The following is a 14019-nucleotide window of genomic DNA, read 5'->3' as shown; positions in this document are numbered from 1 at the left end:
CCCGCGCGGCAGGAAAGCGCGTCAGCGGGCTGCCTGGGTCAGGCGGTAGCGGGAGGGCGGGATGCCGTACCTGTCGGTGAACGCCTGCCGCAACGTCTCCGCCGTGCCGAACCCGCACCGCACCGCGACGGACGCCATCGGCAGCGACGTGGACGCCAGCAGGTGGGCGGCGGCCTCGGTGCGCGCCTGCCGGACGAACCGCCCTGGCGTCAGCCCCAGATGCTTGAGGAACAGCCGGGTGAGGTGCCGCTCGCTGACCCCGGCCTCCGCCGCCAGCACCGCCGTGCCGAGGTCGGCGGACAGGTGGGCGGTGATGTGCTCGACGGTCCGCTTGACCAGGCCGTCCGCCGGTGAGGGGCCGCTGACGAACATGCTCATCTGCGCCTGGTTGCCGGGCCGCTGCAGGTAGGTGACCATGTTGCGGGCGACGGCCCTGGCCACCTCGGTGCCGTTGTCCTCCTCGACGAAGGCCAGGGTGAGGTCGAGCGCGGCGGTGACGCCGGCGGAGGTCGAGACGTTGCCGTCGCGAATGAAGATCGGGTCCGGGTCGACGGACACCTTGGGGAAGCGGCTCGCCAGCGTGTGCGCCTGCTCCCAGTGCGTGGTGGCGCGCCGCCCGTCGAGCAGGCCGGCGGCGGCGAGGATGTACGCTCCCGTGCAGACGGACGCGACGCGCCTGCTCTCCCTGGCCAGCCTGCGGACATGGCTGGTGACCAGCGGGTTGGCCGCCGCGTCCTCGTGGCCGATCCCGCCCGACACCAGCAGCGTGTCGAGGGGCCCGGTGGTCCGCTCCAGCGCCTGCTGGCTCTGCAGGGTCAGCCCGGTGCCGCAGGTGACGGCGTGTCCGCCGGGGGCGACCACGCTCAGGTCGTAGCACGGTTTCGCGCCGTGCCAGTTCGCGATCACCAGGGTCGAGGTGACGCAGGCGATGTCGAGCAACTCGGCCGCGTCGTAGGCCACGATGACGAAGCGCCGTACCTCCATGGAACGACTGTAGGTCCGAAAGACGAAGAACCCAAGTTTCCGGACCTCCTCGCCGCCTTTCCTCGCTCCCCGTGGGCGGCCCGGACACAGTCGGACCATGACCACCTGCCGTACGGCCTGCGCCCGCAGGCCGGCCAGCGAGGAGACCCCCGTCTCGTCGATGACCGCGGGGAAGTCCCTGACCGGGTGGAACATCGCGTAGTCGTAGATCAGCTCGCCGTACAGGTCGCGGATCAGCGTCGGGTGCAGCGCCCGGTAATCCTCCGGGTGCGGCACCACGAACGCGCCGGCCAGCGCGTCGGCCACATAGAGCAGCAACCCGCACTGCCCCGGGTAGATCTCGAACACCTTGAGCGCGTCGTCCAACCCGTGCACCTCGGCGCCGGTGTAGGCGTCCTCGGCGCGGGGGGACAGGCCGTGCGCGACCGCCTGGCGCGACCACTCCTCCCAGGCGATCACCGGGCCGCCGAAGTGCAGCGCCAGGAAGCCCTCCAGGGCCAGGTGCAGCGGCAGGAACCTGAGCCGGTTCTTGTCGGCGCTCCGCGCCATCCTGCGGCGAAACCTGACGCCCATGTGCCGCAGGGGCTGCCCGAGCTGCGTGCCGTACGCCGCCGCCGGGGTGCCGTCGTCGGTCCACGACGCGACGAAGGCGTGCGGCACGTACGCGGTGTAGACGGCGCTGTCGGGCAGGAACACGGCGGAGGCCTCGTCGCCGTACACCTTGGCGTGCAGCCGCAGGTCCTCGACGGGCTCACGGCGTACGAGCGGCACCAGACGCACCGCCCCCCAGGTCTGCGCGGGCCGCGTCTCGAGCCCGGTCAGATCAATCACGACCGCCCCACCCGATTCCCCCGCGCCACCTGATCCGCTGCCGCCACTTGATCCACCGAGCTCGACGGATCCCCCGGCGTCACCCGACCCGCCGGTGCCGCCCGGTCCGTCAGGGCCGCCGCCCGGTCCGCCAGGTATGCGCGTAGCTCCGCGAGCCCGGTCCGCCCCTCGGCGAACCTGGCCAGCTCCACCAGCGCCGGCAGGTCCTCCGCGTCGCGGATGCCGGCCGTCGGCACCATCGGCGACAGCCGCCGCACGTCGAACCGCTCGGCGTCATAGACCGGGTTCAGGTGCACGATGCCCACCTCGCCTCCGGGGTCGAGCTTGCGCCGCCAGACCCGCAGCACCTCGCCGGCCAGCCCGGGCGGCGCGTTGTCCCAGCCGTCGGAGACGATGACGAGCAGGCCGGGCCGGTGTTCGAGGGCGTCGAGTACGCGCTGACCGAGCGGCGTGGGGCCGGACGGCCGTACCTGCAGCGGATCGGTCCCGCGCGACACCCACAGGCCCCGGTAGGAGCCGGCCAGCGCGGCCAGCAGGTGGTGGCAGGCCAGCGCGACCGCCAGCGGGCGGCGCCGCTTCACCGGCGAGCCGAACGACGAGAAGCTGTCGTCGAGCACCGCCACCACGCTCCCCCACGTGCCCGCACGCGCCCCGGCCGCGCGGGCCGCCGACGCGCGCAGGGCGGCCACCAGCTCGGCCCGCCGCCGGGTCCGCACGTCTGCCCGCAGCGACAACACGTACGAGGCCAGCCTGACCAGCGGCATGGCGGCCAGGTTCGCCTCGGTGTCCACCCCGTCCCGCCGCGCCGACTCGGTCATCCGCAGGCGTTCGAGCCTGGTCAGCTTGGGGGCGATGCGGTCGAGGAAGGTCGGCCTGTCGATGCCGTGGCGGGCGGCGAACCCCTCCGCGACGGTGTAGGGCAGCTCGTACATGGCCGACTTGTCATAGTGCGCGCGCCGCCACGCCTCCAGGAGGGGCGTGTCATAGCGGGTGCGGCTGAACGGCGCGAACAGGAAGTCGCCCAGCTCTCCGTCCGGCCGCAGATGCGCGTGGCGCACCGCGGACTTCACCGCCGCGCGGTACTTGACGGCGTCGAAGGCCAGGTCGGGGCGGGCGGCGAGCCAGTCCCGGATGACGGCCCTGGTGCGCCGGTTGTTGACGCCGTCGCGGCGAAGGCGCTGGAAGAGCCGGTAGACGCGGGGCGGACTCATCCGCTCCAGCCGCCGCGCGATCAGCCGCCCGTCGCCGTGGCCCGGCCGCTTGAGCAGGTTGCCGATGATCAGCGCGGCGTTGTGGTCGTTGATGTCGAGTGCGAGGGCGGCGGCGTACAGGTCGGGATAGTTGCCCTGGATGTAGAGATGCAGGAAGTCCAGGGACAGCCGCTGCTCGCCGGCCGCGCTGTGGAACTCGCGCTGGCCGGTCGAGGTGATCGCCGCGTTCGCGAAGAGCAGCACGTCCTCGCACTCGATCAGGTCGGTGTAGGTGTCCACTAGAGCTCCCAGGAAGTCTGGGACTGGCCGGGGAATGGGGGCACGAGCTGCGAAGCATCGCTTTAAAGACGGGTTCCGGAAGTCGCACCGAAGTCCCGCGGCCAGTCTGATTCCGGACCCTACAGCCGCTTTTCCGACATTGCGCTCTCTTTTCGGCTGATGCCGCGTGCCGCGGGCTCGCTCGTCGCCCGAACGTAAGCCGCCGGACGGGGGGCCGGCCAGGGGGATCGCCTCAGGGAGCGGCCCGGGAGGTTCCCTAGCGGACCAGGTCGCCGTCCCGGGCCGGCGCGCGCCCCGACCGTGCCCTGATCTCGCCGAGCGTCGCATGTCCCGCCCGGATGTCGGAGATCAGCACGTACGCGACCAGCAACAGCCCCAGGCAGAGCGCGTCGGCGGCCCACCAGGGGATCTCGGCGAGCAGCAGATAGCCGTCCCTGTCACTCAGCGACCTGATCACCCCCGTCACCACGGCCACCACCACGGTGACCAGCACCCAGGTACGCAGGCCGGGCAGACGCCCCTTGCTCCACAGCCGGATGCGCCAGGTCATGAACACGGCCAGCACGCCGAGCAGGGCGCAGAACCCGATCAGCCACCACGGCAGTGCGAAGGCGGTCTGGTCCGCGATCTGCGCCCGCGTCGTACGCAGCTCGGTCTCGGCCTGCTGCTTGGCGACCAGGGCCGCGTCGAGCTCCCTCTTCAGCTGGGCCACGCTCTTCTCCTGGCGGGAAGGCGGCGTGGCGTTCTCCGTCGGCAGCATCCGCGCCACGACCGTCAGCATGATCGCGACGAAGGCCAGCGCCAGGACGATGGACATGAACAGATCGATGAAGCGCAGGTCGAGCGGCGGCGCGAACGATCTGACCGGGCGCTTCCTCACGGCTCCCTCACCAGGGTGTACTTCTGCGGCCGGCTCTCGGTGGCGCTCAGCCGCTCCACCGCGGTACGCAACGCGTCCAGGCCCTTGACGAGCTCCTCCGTCCGGCCTCTCGACTGGGCCAGTTCCTGGGTGAGCCCGCTCATCGCGGGCGCCGCCTGCTTGGCGGGCAGGCGCGCGATGTAGATCAGGAACACCTCGTCGGCCGCCACCACACCGGCCCGTTCCGCCCGCTCGACCAGCGCCATCGAACCGAACGCGAGCACGCTCAGGAACAGCGCGATCAGCGTGACGCCGAACGCGGACGCCAGCTCGGGCAGCACGTGCTGCTTGAGCGCGGTGATCAGCACGCTCGGGTCTCCCTGGCTGTCCAGGGCGCCGGAGAACGAGCTGACCATCGCGGCCATCGTCAGCGCCGTGCCGATGAACCCGAAGACCGGCAGCGCCCAGATGAGCGCGTGGTCAAGATGGTGCTTGTTGGCCAGCTCGCTGTCGTCCAGCGCGGAGCGGGCGCTCAGCACCGCCTCGCAGTCGTTCCCCGCCTCGGCCGCCTCCCTGAACAGCCTGAGCCGTCGCCCCACCAGCGTGTCGTCCGCCGGCTTCACCGCCTGGACGTTCGCCTTGGCCCGCGCCGTCGCGGCGCTCTCCCGCCGGATGTCCGGCACGGCCCGGACGATCCTGAGCACGGTGGTCACGAACACCGCGATGATCAGCGTGACCACGAGCTCCGCGGCCGCCGGCGCCGTGGTCGCGCCCACGGACACCAGCACTGTCTCCACCACTCCGGCCACCATCAGCAACGCGGAGATCATCAGCCCCATCACGGGCGCGAACACCGAATGACGCCAACCGTCCCTTGACACCCTTCAACCCCACTCTGGCCCACAAGTTGTCAAAGGACCACCTAAGCACACGCAAAGCTATCTTTGGGTCACAGTGCGGGATGTTGGGTCTCCGGTGCGGGCGCCCGGTCCACCGCGACGCCGCCTGACCGGCTTGCGGGACACCTGCCGCCGCGCCGACCTGGGGTACACGGGCATGGGCGGCGGCGCGGGCCGGGAACTCGCCCGATGAGGGAACAGCCCCCTGGGGGACGCCATTTGGGACGCATCCCAATGTGGCCGCAAGCGGTCACGGCGCGCCCTCCGATCGACGACCTTGCGCAGGCACCCCGCTCGGACGGGCCGACGCCGCACCTTCCCGGAGACGCCGCGCGAGATTAGTGACGGGCGTTAAGCGGCCTTCCTCCAGTCGCCCGATTGACCGCCTGAAACCGACGGCCCATAGTCAGTGAGTCACTGCGCCTGCCTGTCACCTCACCTGACGTGCTGAACTCTGGACTGCCCGATCGGCGCCGATCGGGCGTCGCTGAGCGCCCGGGATCCGGGGTGCCGGCGTGGCATGTATGCCTGAATCAGGCCAGCACACGCGTACTCACTCAACGGAGCGGGAGGAATCGCACATGGCCACGTACACGACGCAGATTCAGTGGGGCGGTGCCGACGCCGAATGGCACGACGACGCCGACCTGACCATCGTCATCTCCAACCGGGACGGGGTCGTGCCGCAGAGCGGCATGCCCGGCACTGGCACCCAGGTGGCGTGGGCGTCCCCACAGGGCAACGGGTCGATCACGTTCTTCGAGGACGGCAACAGGTTCATGGGGTCGGCCCAGTTCAAGGGTGAGGGCCCAGTCGGTTACCGCGGCCTGATCAAGCACTGACCGCTGGCTCGGCATGGTGGCGGGCTGCGGACGCCGTGGCCCGCCACTCTGCCGGTCGCGCCCGAACCCGACGTCCGGCGGGCCCGCACCTCTACCCTCTTCATCACTTCGTGCCGTCGATGAAACCAACCCGTCGCCCCGTAAGGTCGCGTCACGGCGACTACGTTCACGAGCCGTCCCAGCCCGTCGAAGTCCTTGGGGTTCGCGGTGAACAACGGCAACTCGTTGCTGGCCGCCGTCGCGGCGATCATCAAGTCGGCAGTCCGGCTTCGTGGCTGTCGGCCCTGTGTGTACACGACAGCACAGATCTGCCCGAACATGCGGGCTGCCTCGGCGTCGTACGGCAGCGGGTCACCGAATGCCGCTTCGGCATGCTGGAGCGCCGCAATTCTTCCCGCGCGCTTGACCGGGTCATCGGTGGCGTACGGGCCGCGCGACAGTGCGCCGAGCGTGATCGTCAGTATGTACCGCTTTCCCTCGCGTGACGCTGCCAGAGTCGTTGACGAACCGGCGCACACTCACTTCGGTCGGACGAGCCCCCGGAGCATCCATAGCTCAATTGCACCCCGCCGTACCACGGCGTGCCCCATCCGGCTGCGAATCGCTGCGGACGGCGCCGGAGAGGATGGCCGAGCGGGCCCTCGGCCTCATCCCGAGCAACTCCATATACGCGAAACCGCCCCTGACCTGTCGACGATTCGACAGGTCAGGGGCGGTTTGATCACGTGGAGGTGGCGGGAATCGAACCCGCGTCCTTCAACCCCAAGTCAGGGCTTCTCCGGGCGCAGCCTGCTGTGCTTTTCTCAGCCCCGGCGATCACGCAGGCGAGTCGCCGACGGGCTCAGCCACTGTTTGGTTTCCCGCTCTCCCCCGTGGCCGGGTCGAGCGGTTGAGCCTTCTAGCGATGCCAGATCCCGGGCCGAAGGCACTCCCGGGCTGACAGTGGTTTCGCTGCTTAGGCAGCGAGGGCCAGGGAGTCCCTGGCCGCCACAGTGCTCTTGGAATTGGCACTTGTTGTTTGCGGTCACAGGATTAACGAGGTTATGTCCGCAGTCCTCGGCCCGCTTCACCTGGCTTGCAAGATCGAAGTCGAAGCCAGTCACCCCCTGTGCAGTTGTCAACCCATCCATCCTCCGGCGGACCGGAAGCGATGAGCAACATGAATGTACATGGGACAACGCCCTCAACGCCACCTTAATTCCCCGTGGCGAAACCCCCGGGAACCCGGCACAGAAGCTCGTGTCCCCGGGGGCCGACCGGCAGGGTCGAGCCGGTCCGGACGGCAGGACTTCCCCCGAGATGAAGTCCTGTCTCGTCACGGCGACTGGAACCGCAACCCCCCGAGCGGGTCCAGTCACTCAGTAAGACGCAACCGGAGGCTCCGATGGTTGCTCGGCGTACCGACAATTTCACAGTGAGCTGTGAGAGCACCTCATGAAGGCATCCGGACGGCCGAGAAGAAGCTGCCCGCCACCGCCGCCGCGTTGTAGTTTCTGGACAGCACCGCGACGGCCACGTCGCCCTGCCAGCCGACGAACCAGGTCATCGGCCTGTCCTCCTGGTCGCCCGCCGTCGCCGTGATGCCGTAGACCCGGCCCTTGCCCGCCTGGGCGGGCGTGCCGGCCGCGCCGGCCCGCATCATCGCGGTCAGCGTCGTGCGGACCGCCGCGTCCACGACCACCGGATCGGGCTGAGTGACGGGCACGACCTCGGCCGCCGGACCCGGCGACGTCGGGCTCGTCACCAGCACGGGCGGCCGCCAGGTCCCCGAGGAGACCGCCGCCGCCACCAGCGCCATGCTCAGCGGGCTCACCTCGACGTTCTGGCCCGCGATGGCCTTGGCCTTGTCGGCGTCGCTGGACAGCGCCGGCATCGAACCGCTGAACGACTTGAGCGGCAGCCGCCACGGCTTCCCCACGCCGAACGCCTCGGCGCTCTTGACCAGATCGGCGGCCGTGACCCGGCGGGCCAGTGAGGCCAGCGCGGTGACGCAGCCCTTGGCGAAGTGGTCCTGGAACGTGGCCGACCCCGTGGTCCCGGTGGTCTGACCGGTGTTGACGAACCTGGCGCCGCCGACGGTGCGCTCCTGAGGGCAGGCCAGCCGCTGCTTGGGGCTCACCTTGGCCTTGAGCAGCGCGTCCGCGGCCACGATCGAGAACGCCGTGCCCGCGGGGAACTTACCGGCCAGCGCGTCCTTCTCCTGGTGCATCCCCTTGGAGCCGACCGCCAGGATCTCGCCGGTGTCGCCCTGCACGGCCACCAGCGCGCTCGTCTCCGTATCGGCCACGGCCTGCTCGGCCGCCGCCTGGATCTTGCTGTCGATCGTGGTCTTCACCGAGACGTTCTGCCGGCCGGGCCACTCCTTCAGCTTGGCGACCTCCTTGCCGGTCTTGAGGTCCAGGATGATCACCTTGGTCTGCGTGGAACCGGTGAGGTAGTCCTGGTAGGCCTGCTGCAGGCCGCTCTTGCCGACCGAGTCGCCGGCCCGCTGCGGGCCGCCCAGCTTCTGCTCGGTCTCCGGCGTGAGCGCGCTGACGGTGCCGACGACCTGCTTGGGCGCCCCGGGGTTGACGGGCTGGTCCTGCGGCTGCGTCTCGATGCCTGAGATGGCGTCGAGCTCGGGCCGCATCGTCTGGTATCGCGACCGGCCGAACGTGACCAGCGGCACGAACTTGTCCGGCGGCGACGACCTGATGCGGCTCAGCAGCCGGTCCTGGGCGTAGCCGGTGACCTCGGACAGCCGCGCGACGACCTCTTCCGCCTGGTCGCCCAGCCTGGCCGGGTAGACGCCCGCGACGTAGAGGACGGTGTCGGTCTGCAGCGGGTCGCCGGCCCGGTCCTCCACCGGCTGACGCGGCTTGGGGTCGGTGTCGACCGCGAACCGCTGGCCCTCCTTGAGTTGCGGATGCAGCACGGAAGGCGACCAGCGCACCTTCCACAAGCCGTCGACCAGGTGCAGCGGCAGGACGCCCTCATACTGCCAGAGGGGGTTGTTCTCCCCCAGGTCGACCTCGGCGTGGAAGGCGGCCTTGGACTCGTCGCCCGTCATGCTCACGCTCGTGATCTTGAAGCGGAACGAGGCGGCGTCGAGCTCCAGCTTGGCGTCGGACAGCGCCTTGCGCACGGTGTTGAGATCGCCGTCGGTGCGGCCGGCGGCCAGATCGTAGTCGCCAGACTGCCAGCCCACGAGGAAGTCGCGCACCGCGTCGTGCGGCGACGGCTCCTCGAAGCAGCCGGTCAGCGTCATGCACGCGACCGCCAGAGTGACGGTCGCGGCGAGGGTGCGGCTGGCGCGGGTCATGGTTGCGGTGCCGCCGCTCTCATCGGTTGCGGTGCCGCAGCGCCCGGGCCATCTCCCGCTTGGCCTGCTGCTCCGCCAGTGACTGCCGCTTGTCCCAGTCCTTTTTGCCGCGGGCGACAGCGATCTCGACCTTGGCCTTGCCGTCCTTGAAGTAGAGAGCCAGCGGCACGATCGTGAGCCCGCCCTCCTTGATCTTGGCGGCGAGCTTCGCGATCTCCTTGCGGTGCAGCAGCAGCTTGCGCTTGCGGCGGGCGGCGTGGTTGGTCCACGTGCCCTGTGAATATTCGGGAATGTGTACGTTGAGCAGCCACGCTTCGTCGTCGTCGATGCTGGCGTAGCCGTCGACGAGCGAGGCGCGGCCCTCGCGTAGCGACTTCACCTCGGTGCCCTGCAGCACGAGCCCCGCCTCCAGGGTGTCCTCGAGGTGGTAGTCGTGCCGAGCGCGCTTGTTCTGGGCGACGACCTTGCGCCCGGTCTCACGTGGCATGCTTCGACTTTACCGGCGGCCGGGACGGCGACGACCCACCACTAGACCCTGAGATAACGCCGCAGCGTCACGAACGAGGCCAGAACACAGATGACCACACCGATGAGCATGGTGAACGTGATGGTCTGGGCCACCGCGTCCCATCCGAGCTGGGCGCTCGCGTCACCGATGTAACCGCTCAGTTCGTCGAACAGGAAGACCTTCGTCACGATCAACATGACCGCCGCGAACACGCCGCCGATCAGGCCGGCGATGACGCCCTCCATGACGAACGGCAGCTGGATGTACAGGTTGGACGCGCCGACCAGCCGCATGATGCCCGTCTCCCTGCGCCGGTTGAACGCCGAGAGCCGGACGGTGTTGCCGATCAGCAGCGCCGCGGCCAGCACCAGGACGATCGCGACCGCCAGGGCGTAGAACGCGAGCCTGTCGAGCAGGTCGAAGAACGGGCCGATCAGTTCCTTCTGATCGATCACCTGCGACACGCCGGGCTGGCCCTGCACCGCCTGGATGACGGACTCGTAGTTTTCCGGGTCAACCAGCTTGATCCGGAACGACTGCGGCAGGTCCTCGACCTTGGTGGCGTCCACGAGAGCCTTGTTGGCCGAGAACGACTGCTTGAAGTTCTCGTACGCGGCCGACTGGTCCTCGAAGAACACCTGCTCGACACCCGGGGTGCCCTTGATGTGAGTTTCGAGGGCCTTGAGCTGTGTGGTCGTGATGGCCTTGCCGTTGCACGCCTCGATGGCCGAGCCCTTGTTGCAGACGAAGACTGAGATCTCAACCTTGTCGTCCCAGTAGCCCTTCATCATGCCGACCTGGGAGTTGATCATGAGACCGACACCCAGCATCGCCATGCCGACCGCCACGGTGATGACTACCGCGATCGTCATGGTCAGGTTGCGACGGAGGCCGATCCAGACCTCGGAGAAGATGAAATTCGCCCGCATGTTGTGTCTGCAGCTCCCTGTCAGTACGCCTGGCCGTAAACGCCACGCGACTGGTCACGGACGATCTTGCCGTCCTCCAGCTCCACGACACGCTTGCGCATGGAGTCGACGATGGCCGCGTCGTGCGTGGCCATGACGACCGTGGTGCCAGTCCGGTTGATGCGGTCGAGCACCTTCATGATGCCGATGCTCGTCGCGGGGTCGATGTTGCCCGTGGGCTCGTCGGCCAGCAGGATCATCGGCCGGTTGACGAACGCGCGGGCCATGGCGACGCGCTGTTGCTCGCCGCCGGACAGCTCGTCGGGCATGCGGTGGGCCTTGCCTTCCAGGCCGACCAGCTCGATGACCTCGGGCACCACCTTGCGGATGAACCGCCGTGGCTTGCCGATGACCTCGAGCGCGAACGCCACGTTCTCGTAGACGTTCTTGTTCGGGAGCAGCCTGAAGTCCTGGAACACGCAGCCGATGCGGCGGCGCAGGTGCGGCACCTTGAAGTTGGAGAGGCGGGCCAGGTCCTTGCCGGCGACGTGGATCGCGCCGGAGTTGGGCCGCTCCTCCTTGAGGATCAGACGCAGGAACGTGGACTTGCCTGATCCCGAAGGACCGACGAGGAACACGAACTCACCCTTGTCCACGTCTACTGATACGTGGTCGAGGGCGGGCCGGTTCTGGTTCGTGTAGACCTTGGTGACATTATCGAAATGGATCACGAGAGCATCACGGCATGCCAGTCTAGGGGTCAGGACGGAAGCGAGGGTGGCACATGCCCACTTCCCGCCGCCGACCGATCGGGGGCGTCTTCTTTACCAATGATCGACGTTCCGATTGGCCAGAGCACAGTCTAGGGGGAAGACTGGCATGCAAACGTCCATAACGGAAACAAAACGATTGTGCGGCTAGACTTGAGGCTGACATGAGTTGTGAACACCTCGTATGCGCGCAGTGTGCCCACCCGGTCGTCGAGGGCCGCTGCCCCCTCTGCCGCGCCAATCGCGAGCGGATGCACAGCCACGGCTTCGCCGGGCTGCCACCCGCCCTCATCGCGCTGCTCCTGATCGTCCTGCTCTTCGCGACGCTGGCGCTCAAGCACCTAAGCGGTCTCTGACTCCTGGCGCCGCATCCAGCGGATCTCGGACTCGATGAACTCGTCGAGGTCGCCGTCGAGCACGGCCGACGGGTTGCCCGCCTCTGTGCCCGTGCGCAGGTCCTTGACGATCTGGTACGGGTGCAGCACGTAGTTGCGGATCTGCGTGCCCCATGACGTCGTGGTCGCGCCGCGCAACTCCGACATCTTCGCCGCCTCCTCCTGCCGCTTGCGCTCGAGCAGCTTGGCCTGCAGGACGTTCATGGCGGTCGCGCGGTTCTGCAGCTGCGAGCGCTCGTTCTGGCAGGAGACGACGATGCCGCTCGGGAGGTGCGTGATGCGCACCGCCGAGTCGGTGGTGTTGACGCCCTGGCCGCCTGGGCCGCTCGAACGGTAGACGTCGACGCGGATCTCGTCCTCGACGATGTCGATGTGGTCGGTCTGCTCGACCACCGGGACGATGTCGACGCCGGCGAACGACGTCTGCCTGCGGCCCTGGTTGTCGAACGGGCTGATCCGGACCAGACGGTGGGTGCCGTGCTCGCCGCGCAGCGTGCCGTAGGCGTAGGGGGCCTTGATCGTGAAGGTGGCCGACTTGATGCCGGCCTCCTCGGCGTAGGAGGTGTCGTAGACCTCGGTGGAGTAGCCCTTGCGCTCGGCCCACCGCAGATACATCCGCAGCAGCATCTCGGCCCAGTCGGCCGCGTCGACGCCGCCCGCCTGGGAGTTGATCGTGACGAGCGCCTCGCGGGCGTCGTATTCGCCCGAGAGCAGGGTGCGCACCTCCAGGGCCCCGACGTCGGACTTGAGCGACTCGAGCTCCTTGTCGGCCTCGGCGCGCGTGTCGTCGTCGCCTTCCTCGGCCGCGAGCTCGTAGAGGACGCTCAGGTCGTCGAGGCGGCGCGCCAGGCCCTCGACACGGTTGAGCTCACCCTGAAGGTGGGAGAGCTTGCTGGTGACCCGCTGGGCCTGGTCGGGGTCCTCCCACAGGTCGGGCGCGGCAACCTGCTGCTCCAGCTCCGCGATCTGCTTGCGCATCGCGTCGAGGTCGAGCACGTCCTGGATGCTGCGGAGTGTGCCCGCGAGCTCGTTGATCTCTTCTGCCGGATCGATGCCTGCCACGTCTCCCAAGGGTACGCGCACCGCAACGGACTTCGCTCCCCAAGCACCCCCCAAGAAACTCCACCCGCCTCACGGACCGTCCTCCCGCCTCACGGACCGATCTCTTGCTTGGAGGCTTCCCCTCGGGGGACTACGCCCCCCAAGCACCCCCCAAAAAAACTACGACCGCTTCGCGGACCGATCTCTTGCTTGGAGGCTTCGCCTCGTCGTTCGCGCGAATAACATGGCCAGGTGCGTGCATACGGTCGGCGGAAGGCGCTGGCGCTCGCCGCGGGCGTGCTCGCCGCGGCGACCGCCTGCTCGGCCGACGTGCCACCGGCGCCCAGCAAGGCGCCCGCGTCCGCCGCCGCGGCCAGCCCGACGCCGTCCGAGCCCGAGCCCGCGGTCACCAGGGAAGAGGCGGCCAAGGTGTTCAGGGACATCACCCTCACCGACGACGCACTGCGGGTGAAGAGCGACGAGCACGATCTGGAGGGTCGGCTGAGCCTGGCGACCGACATCACGACGGGCGGGCAGACGCAGCTCACCGTGGCCGCCTACCTGTCGACCGACTACGCGCCGCCGCGTTACCGGTGGGGGGCGCCGACCCTGTACGTGCCCAGGTTCCCGCCAGAGGAGCGGTCGCCCTGGTTCAGCGCGCTGGCGACGCGCGCCGGGGATCCGACGCTGCTGACGTTCGCCAAGTCCGATCGCTGGCGGCTGAGCTCCGTGGCACGGCTGCTGCCCGGGCAGGAGTCGCCGCGGATCGAGCTCGACGAGGAGGGCTATGCCACCGCGCTGGCCTCCGATGACAAGACCGTCACGATCAGCCCGCAGTTCATCGGACCTGTGCACGCCACGATGGCCGAGACCGGGTCCTCCGGCGTCACCGCCGGCCTCATCGCCCCCGGGCAGTACACGTCCGAGATCGCGGAGCAGATCGCCCAGGACAGGGAGCAGGCCAGGGAGGACGGGTTCACCTATGACTCGATCTTCAGCGCCGACAACTGGCCGGTCTACGGGCTGCGCACCGAGAACGGCGGGGCGCTGATCCAGTACTCACTCACCCGCAACACCTCGACGCGCAACGTGGCGAACAAGTCGTACATCATCCCCGTGCCCGAGGATGCCAGCTGGTCGATCCCCACCCGGTCAGTGCCCCGCAGCCTCAAGGTCACCGAAATCCACCAG

The 14019-nt window shown here is 68.9% G+C and carries 12 protein-coding genes, 1 other RNA gene and 1 pseudogene; 3 read left to right on the top strand and 11 right to left on the bottom strand.

The annotated features are described in order from the left end of the window. Window positions 1-21: 21 nt before the first annotated feature. The 5 genes and pseudogenes from ITP53_RS61060 to ITP53_RS14290 all read right to left on the bottom strand — a co-directional run bounded on the left by ITP53_RS61060 (window position 22) and on the right by ITP53_RS14290 (window position 5018). Window positions 22-984 (bottom strand): GlxA family transcriptional regulator, encoded by a 963-nt coding sequence (locus ITP53_RS61060; protein ID WP_195895900.1) that lies wholly within the window; start codon window positions 982-984, stop codon window positions 22-24. Between the two features lie 117 nt (window positions 985-1101). Further along, window positions 1102-1815, bottom strand: a pseudogene (locus ITP53_RS61055) (ARPP-2 domain-containing protein); the annotation flags it as partial. Further along, on the bottom strand, window positions 1812-3305 hold the full coding sequence (locus ITP53_RS14300) for a hypothetical protein (RefSeq protein ID WP_207755960.1): 1494 nt from the start codon (window positions 3303-3305) through the stop codon (window positions 1812-1814). The gene ITP53_RS14300 and the pseudogene ITP53_RS61055, both read right to left, overlap by 4 nt. A 256-nt stretch (window positions 3306-3561) precedes the next feature. Further along, complete coding sequence (locus tag ITP53_RS14295) at window positions 3562-4185, bottom strand: hypothetical protein (protein WP_195895862.1); 624 nt, start codon at window positions 4183-4185, stop codon at window positions 3562-3564. After that, complete coding sequence (locus ITP53_RS14290; RefSeq protein ID WP_195895861.1) at window positions 4182-5018, bottom strand: hypothetical protein; 837 nt, start codon at window positions 5016-5018, stop codon at window positions 4182-4184. Before ITP53_RS14290 ends, ITP53_RS14295 begins: the two co-directional genes overlap by 4 nt. Before the next feature lie 626 nt (window positions 5019-5644). Here ITP53_RS14290 and ITP53_RS14285 point away from each other — a divergent pair. Further along, window positions 5645-5905 carry a hypothetical protein gene (locus tag ITP53_RS14285; protein ID WP_195895860.1) on the top strand — a complete coding sequence of 87 codons (261 nt, stop codon included), beginning with the start codon at window positions 5645-5647 and terminating at the stop codon, window positions 5903-5905. A 723-nt stretch (window positions 5906-6628) separates the two neighbouring features. On the opposite strand, the gene ssrA is transcribed toward ITP53_RS14285, so the two are convergent. The 5 genes from ssrA to ftsE form a co-directional block, all read right to left on the bottom strand. Beyond that, window positions 6629-7012, bottom strand: a transfer-messenger RNA (tmRNA) gene (gene ssrA / locus ITP53_RS14280). Window positions 7013-7337: 325 nt separating this feature from the next. After that, the gene (locus ITP53_RS14275; RefSeq protein ID WP_195895859.1) at window positions 7338-9206 is read right to left on the bottom strand and encodes a penicillin-binding transpeptidase domain-containing protein; all 1869 of its coding nucleotides are present in this window, start codon (window positions 9204-9206) and stop codon (window positions 7338-7340) included. Between the two features lie 19 nt (window positions 9207-9225). Then, entirely contained in the window at window positions 9226-9693 is a 468-nt protein-coding gene (gene smpB, locus ITP53_RS14270) for an SsrA-binding protein SmpB (RefSeq protein WP_195895858.1), read from the bottom strand. A gap of 41 nt (window positions 9694-9734) precedes the next feature. Continuing rightward, complete coding sequence (gene ftsX / locus ITP53_RS14265) at window positions 9735-10643, bottom strand: permease-like cell division protein FtsX (protein ID WP_195895857.1); 909 nt, start codon at window positions 10641-10643, stop codon at window positions 9735-9737. Between the two features lie 20 nt (window positions 10644-10663). Continuing rightward, a complete protein-coding gene (ftsE, locus tag ITP53_RS14260) occupies window positions 10664-11353 on the bottom strand; it encodes a cell division ATP-binding protein FtsE (protein ID WP_103956370.1) in 690 nt (229 codons plus the stop codon). A gap of 203 nt (window positions 11354-11556) precedes the next feature. Between ftsE and ITP53_RS14255 the strand changes: the two genes are divergently transcribed. Next, window positions 11557-11748 (top strand): hypothetical protein, encoded by a 192-nt coding sequence (locus tag ITP53_RS14255; protein ID WP_195895856.1) that lies wholly within the window; start codon window positions 11557-11559, stop codon window positions 11746-11748. On the opposite strand, the gene prfB is transcribed toward ITP53_RS14255, so the two are convergent. Continuing rightward, window positions 11734-12849, bottom strand: coding sequence for a peptide chain release factor 2 (prfB, locus tag ITP53_RS14250; protein ID WP_195895855.1), 1116 nt, complete (start codon window positions 12847-12849; stop codon window positions 11734-11736). The genes ITP53_RS14255 and prfB overlap by 15 nt on opposite strands. 231 nt (window positions 12850-13080) lie before the next feature. Here prfB and ITP53_RS56005 point away from each other — a divergent pair. After that, the coding region (locus ITP53_RS56005) for a hypothetical protein (protein WP_207755959.1) at window positions 13081-14019 on the top strand (939 nt) is incomplete at its 3' end.

It is taken from the genome of Nonomuraea cypriaca (genome assembly GCF_015645445.1).
Lineage (GTDB): Bacteria > Actinomycetota > Actinomycetes > Streptosporangiales > Streptosporangiaceae > Nonomuraea > Nonomuraea cypriaca.
The sequence above is the reverse complement of the archived record's forward strand: the minus strand, read 5'-3'. Positions and strand labels throughout refer to the sequence as shown.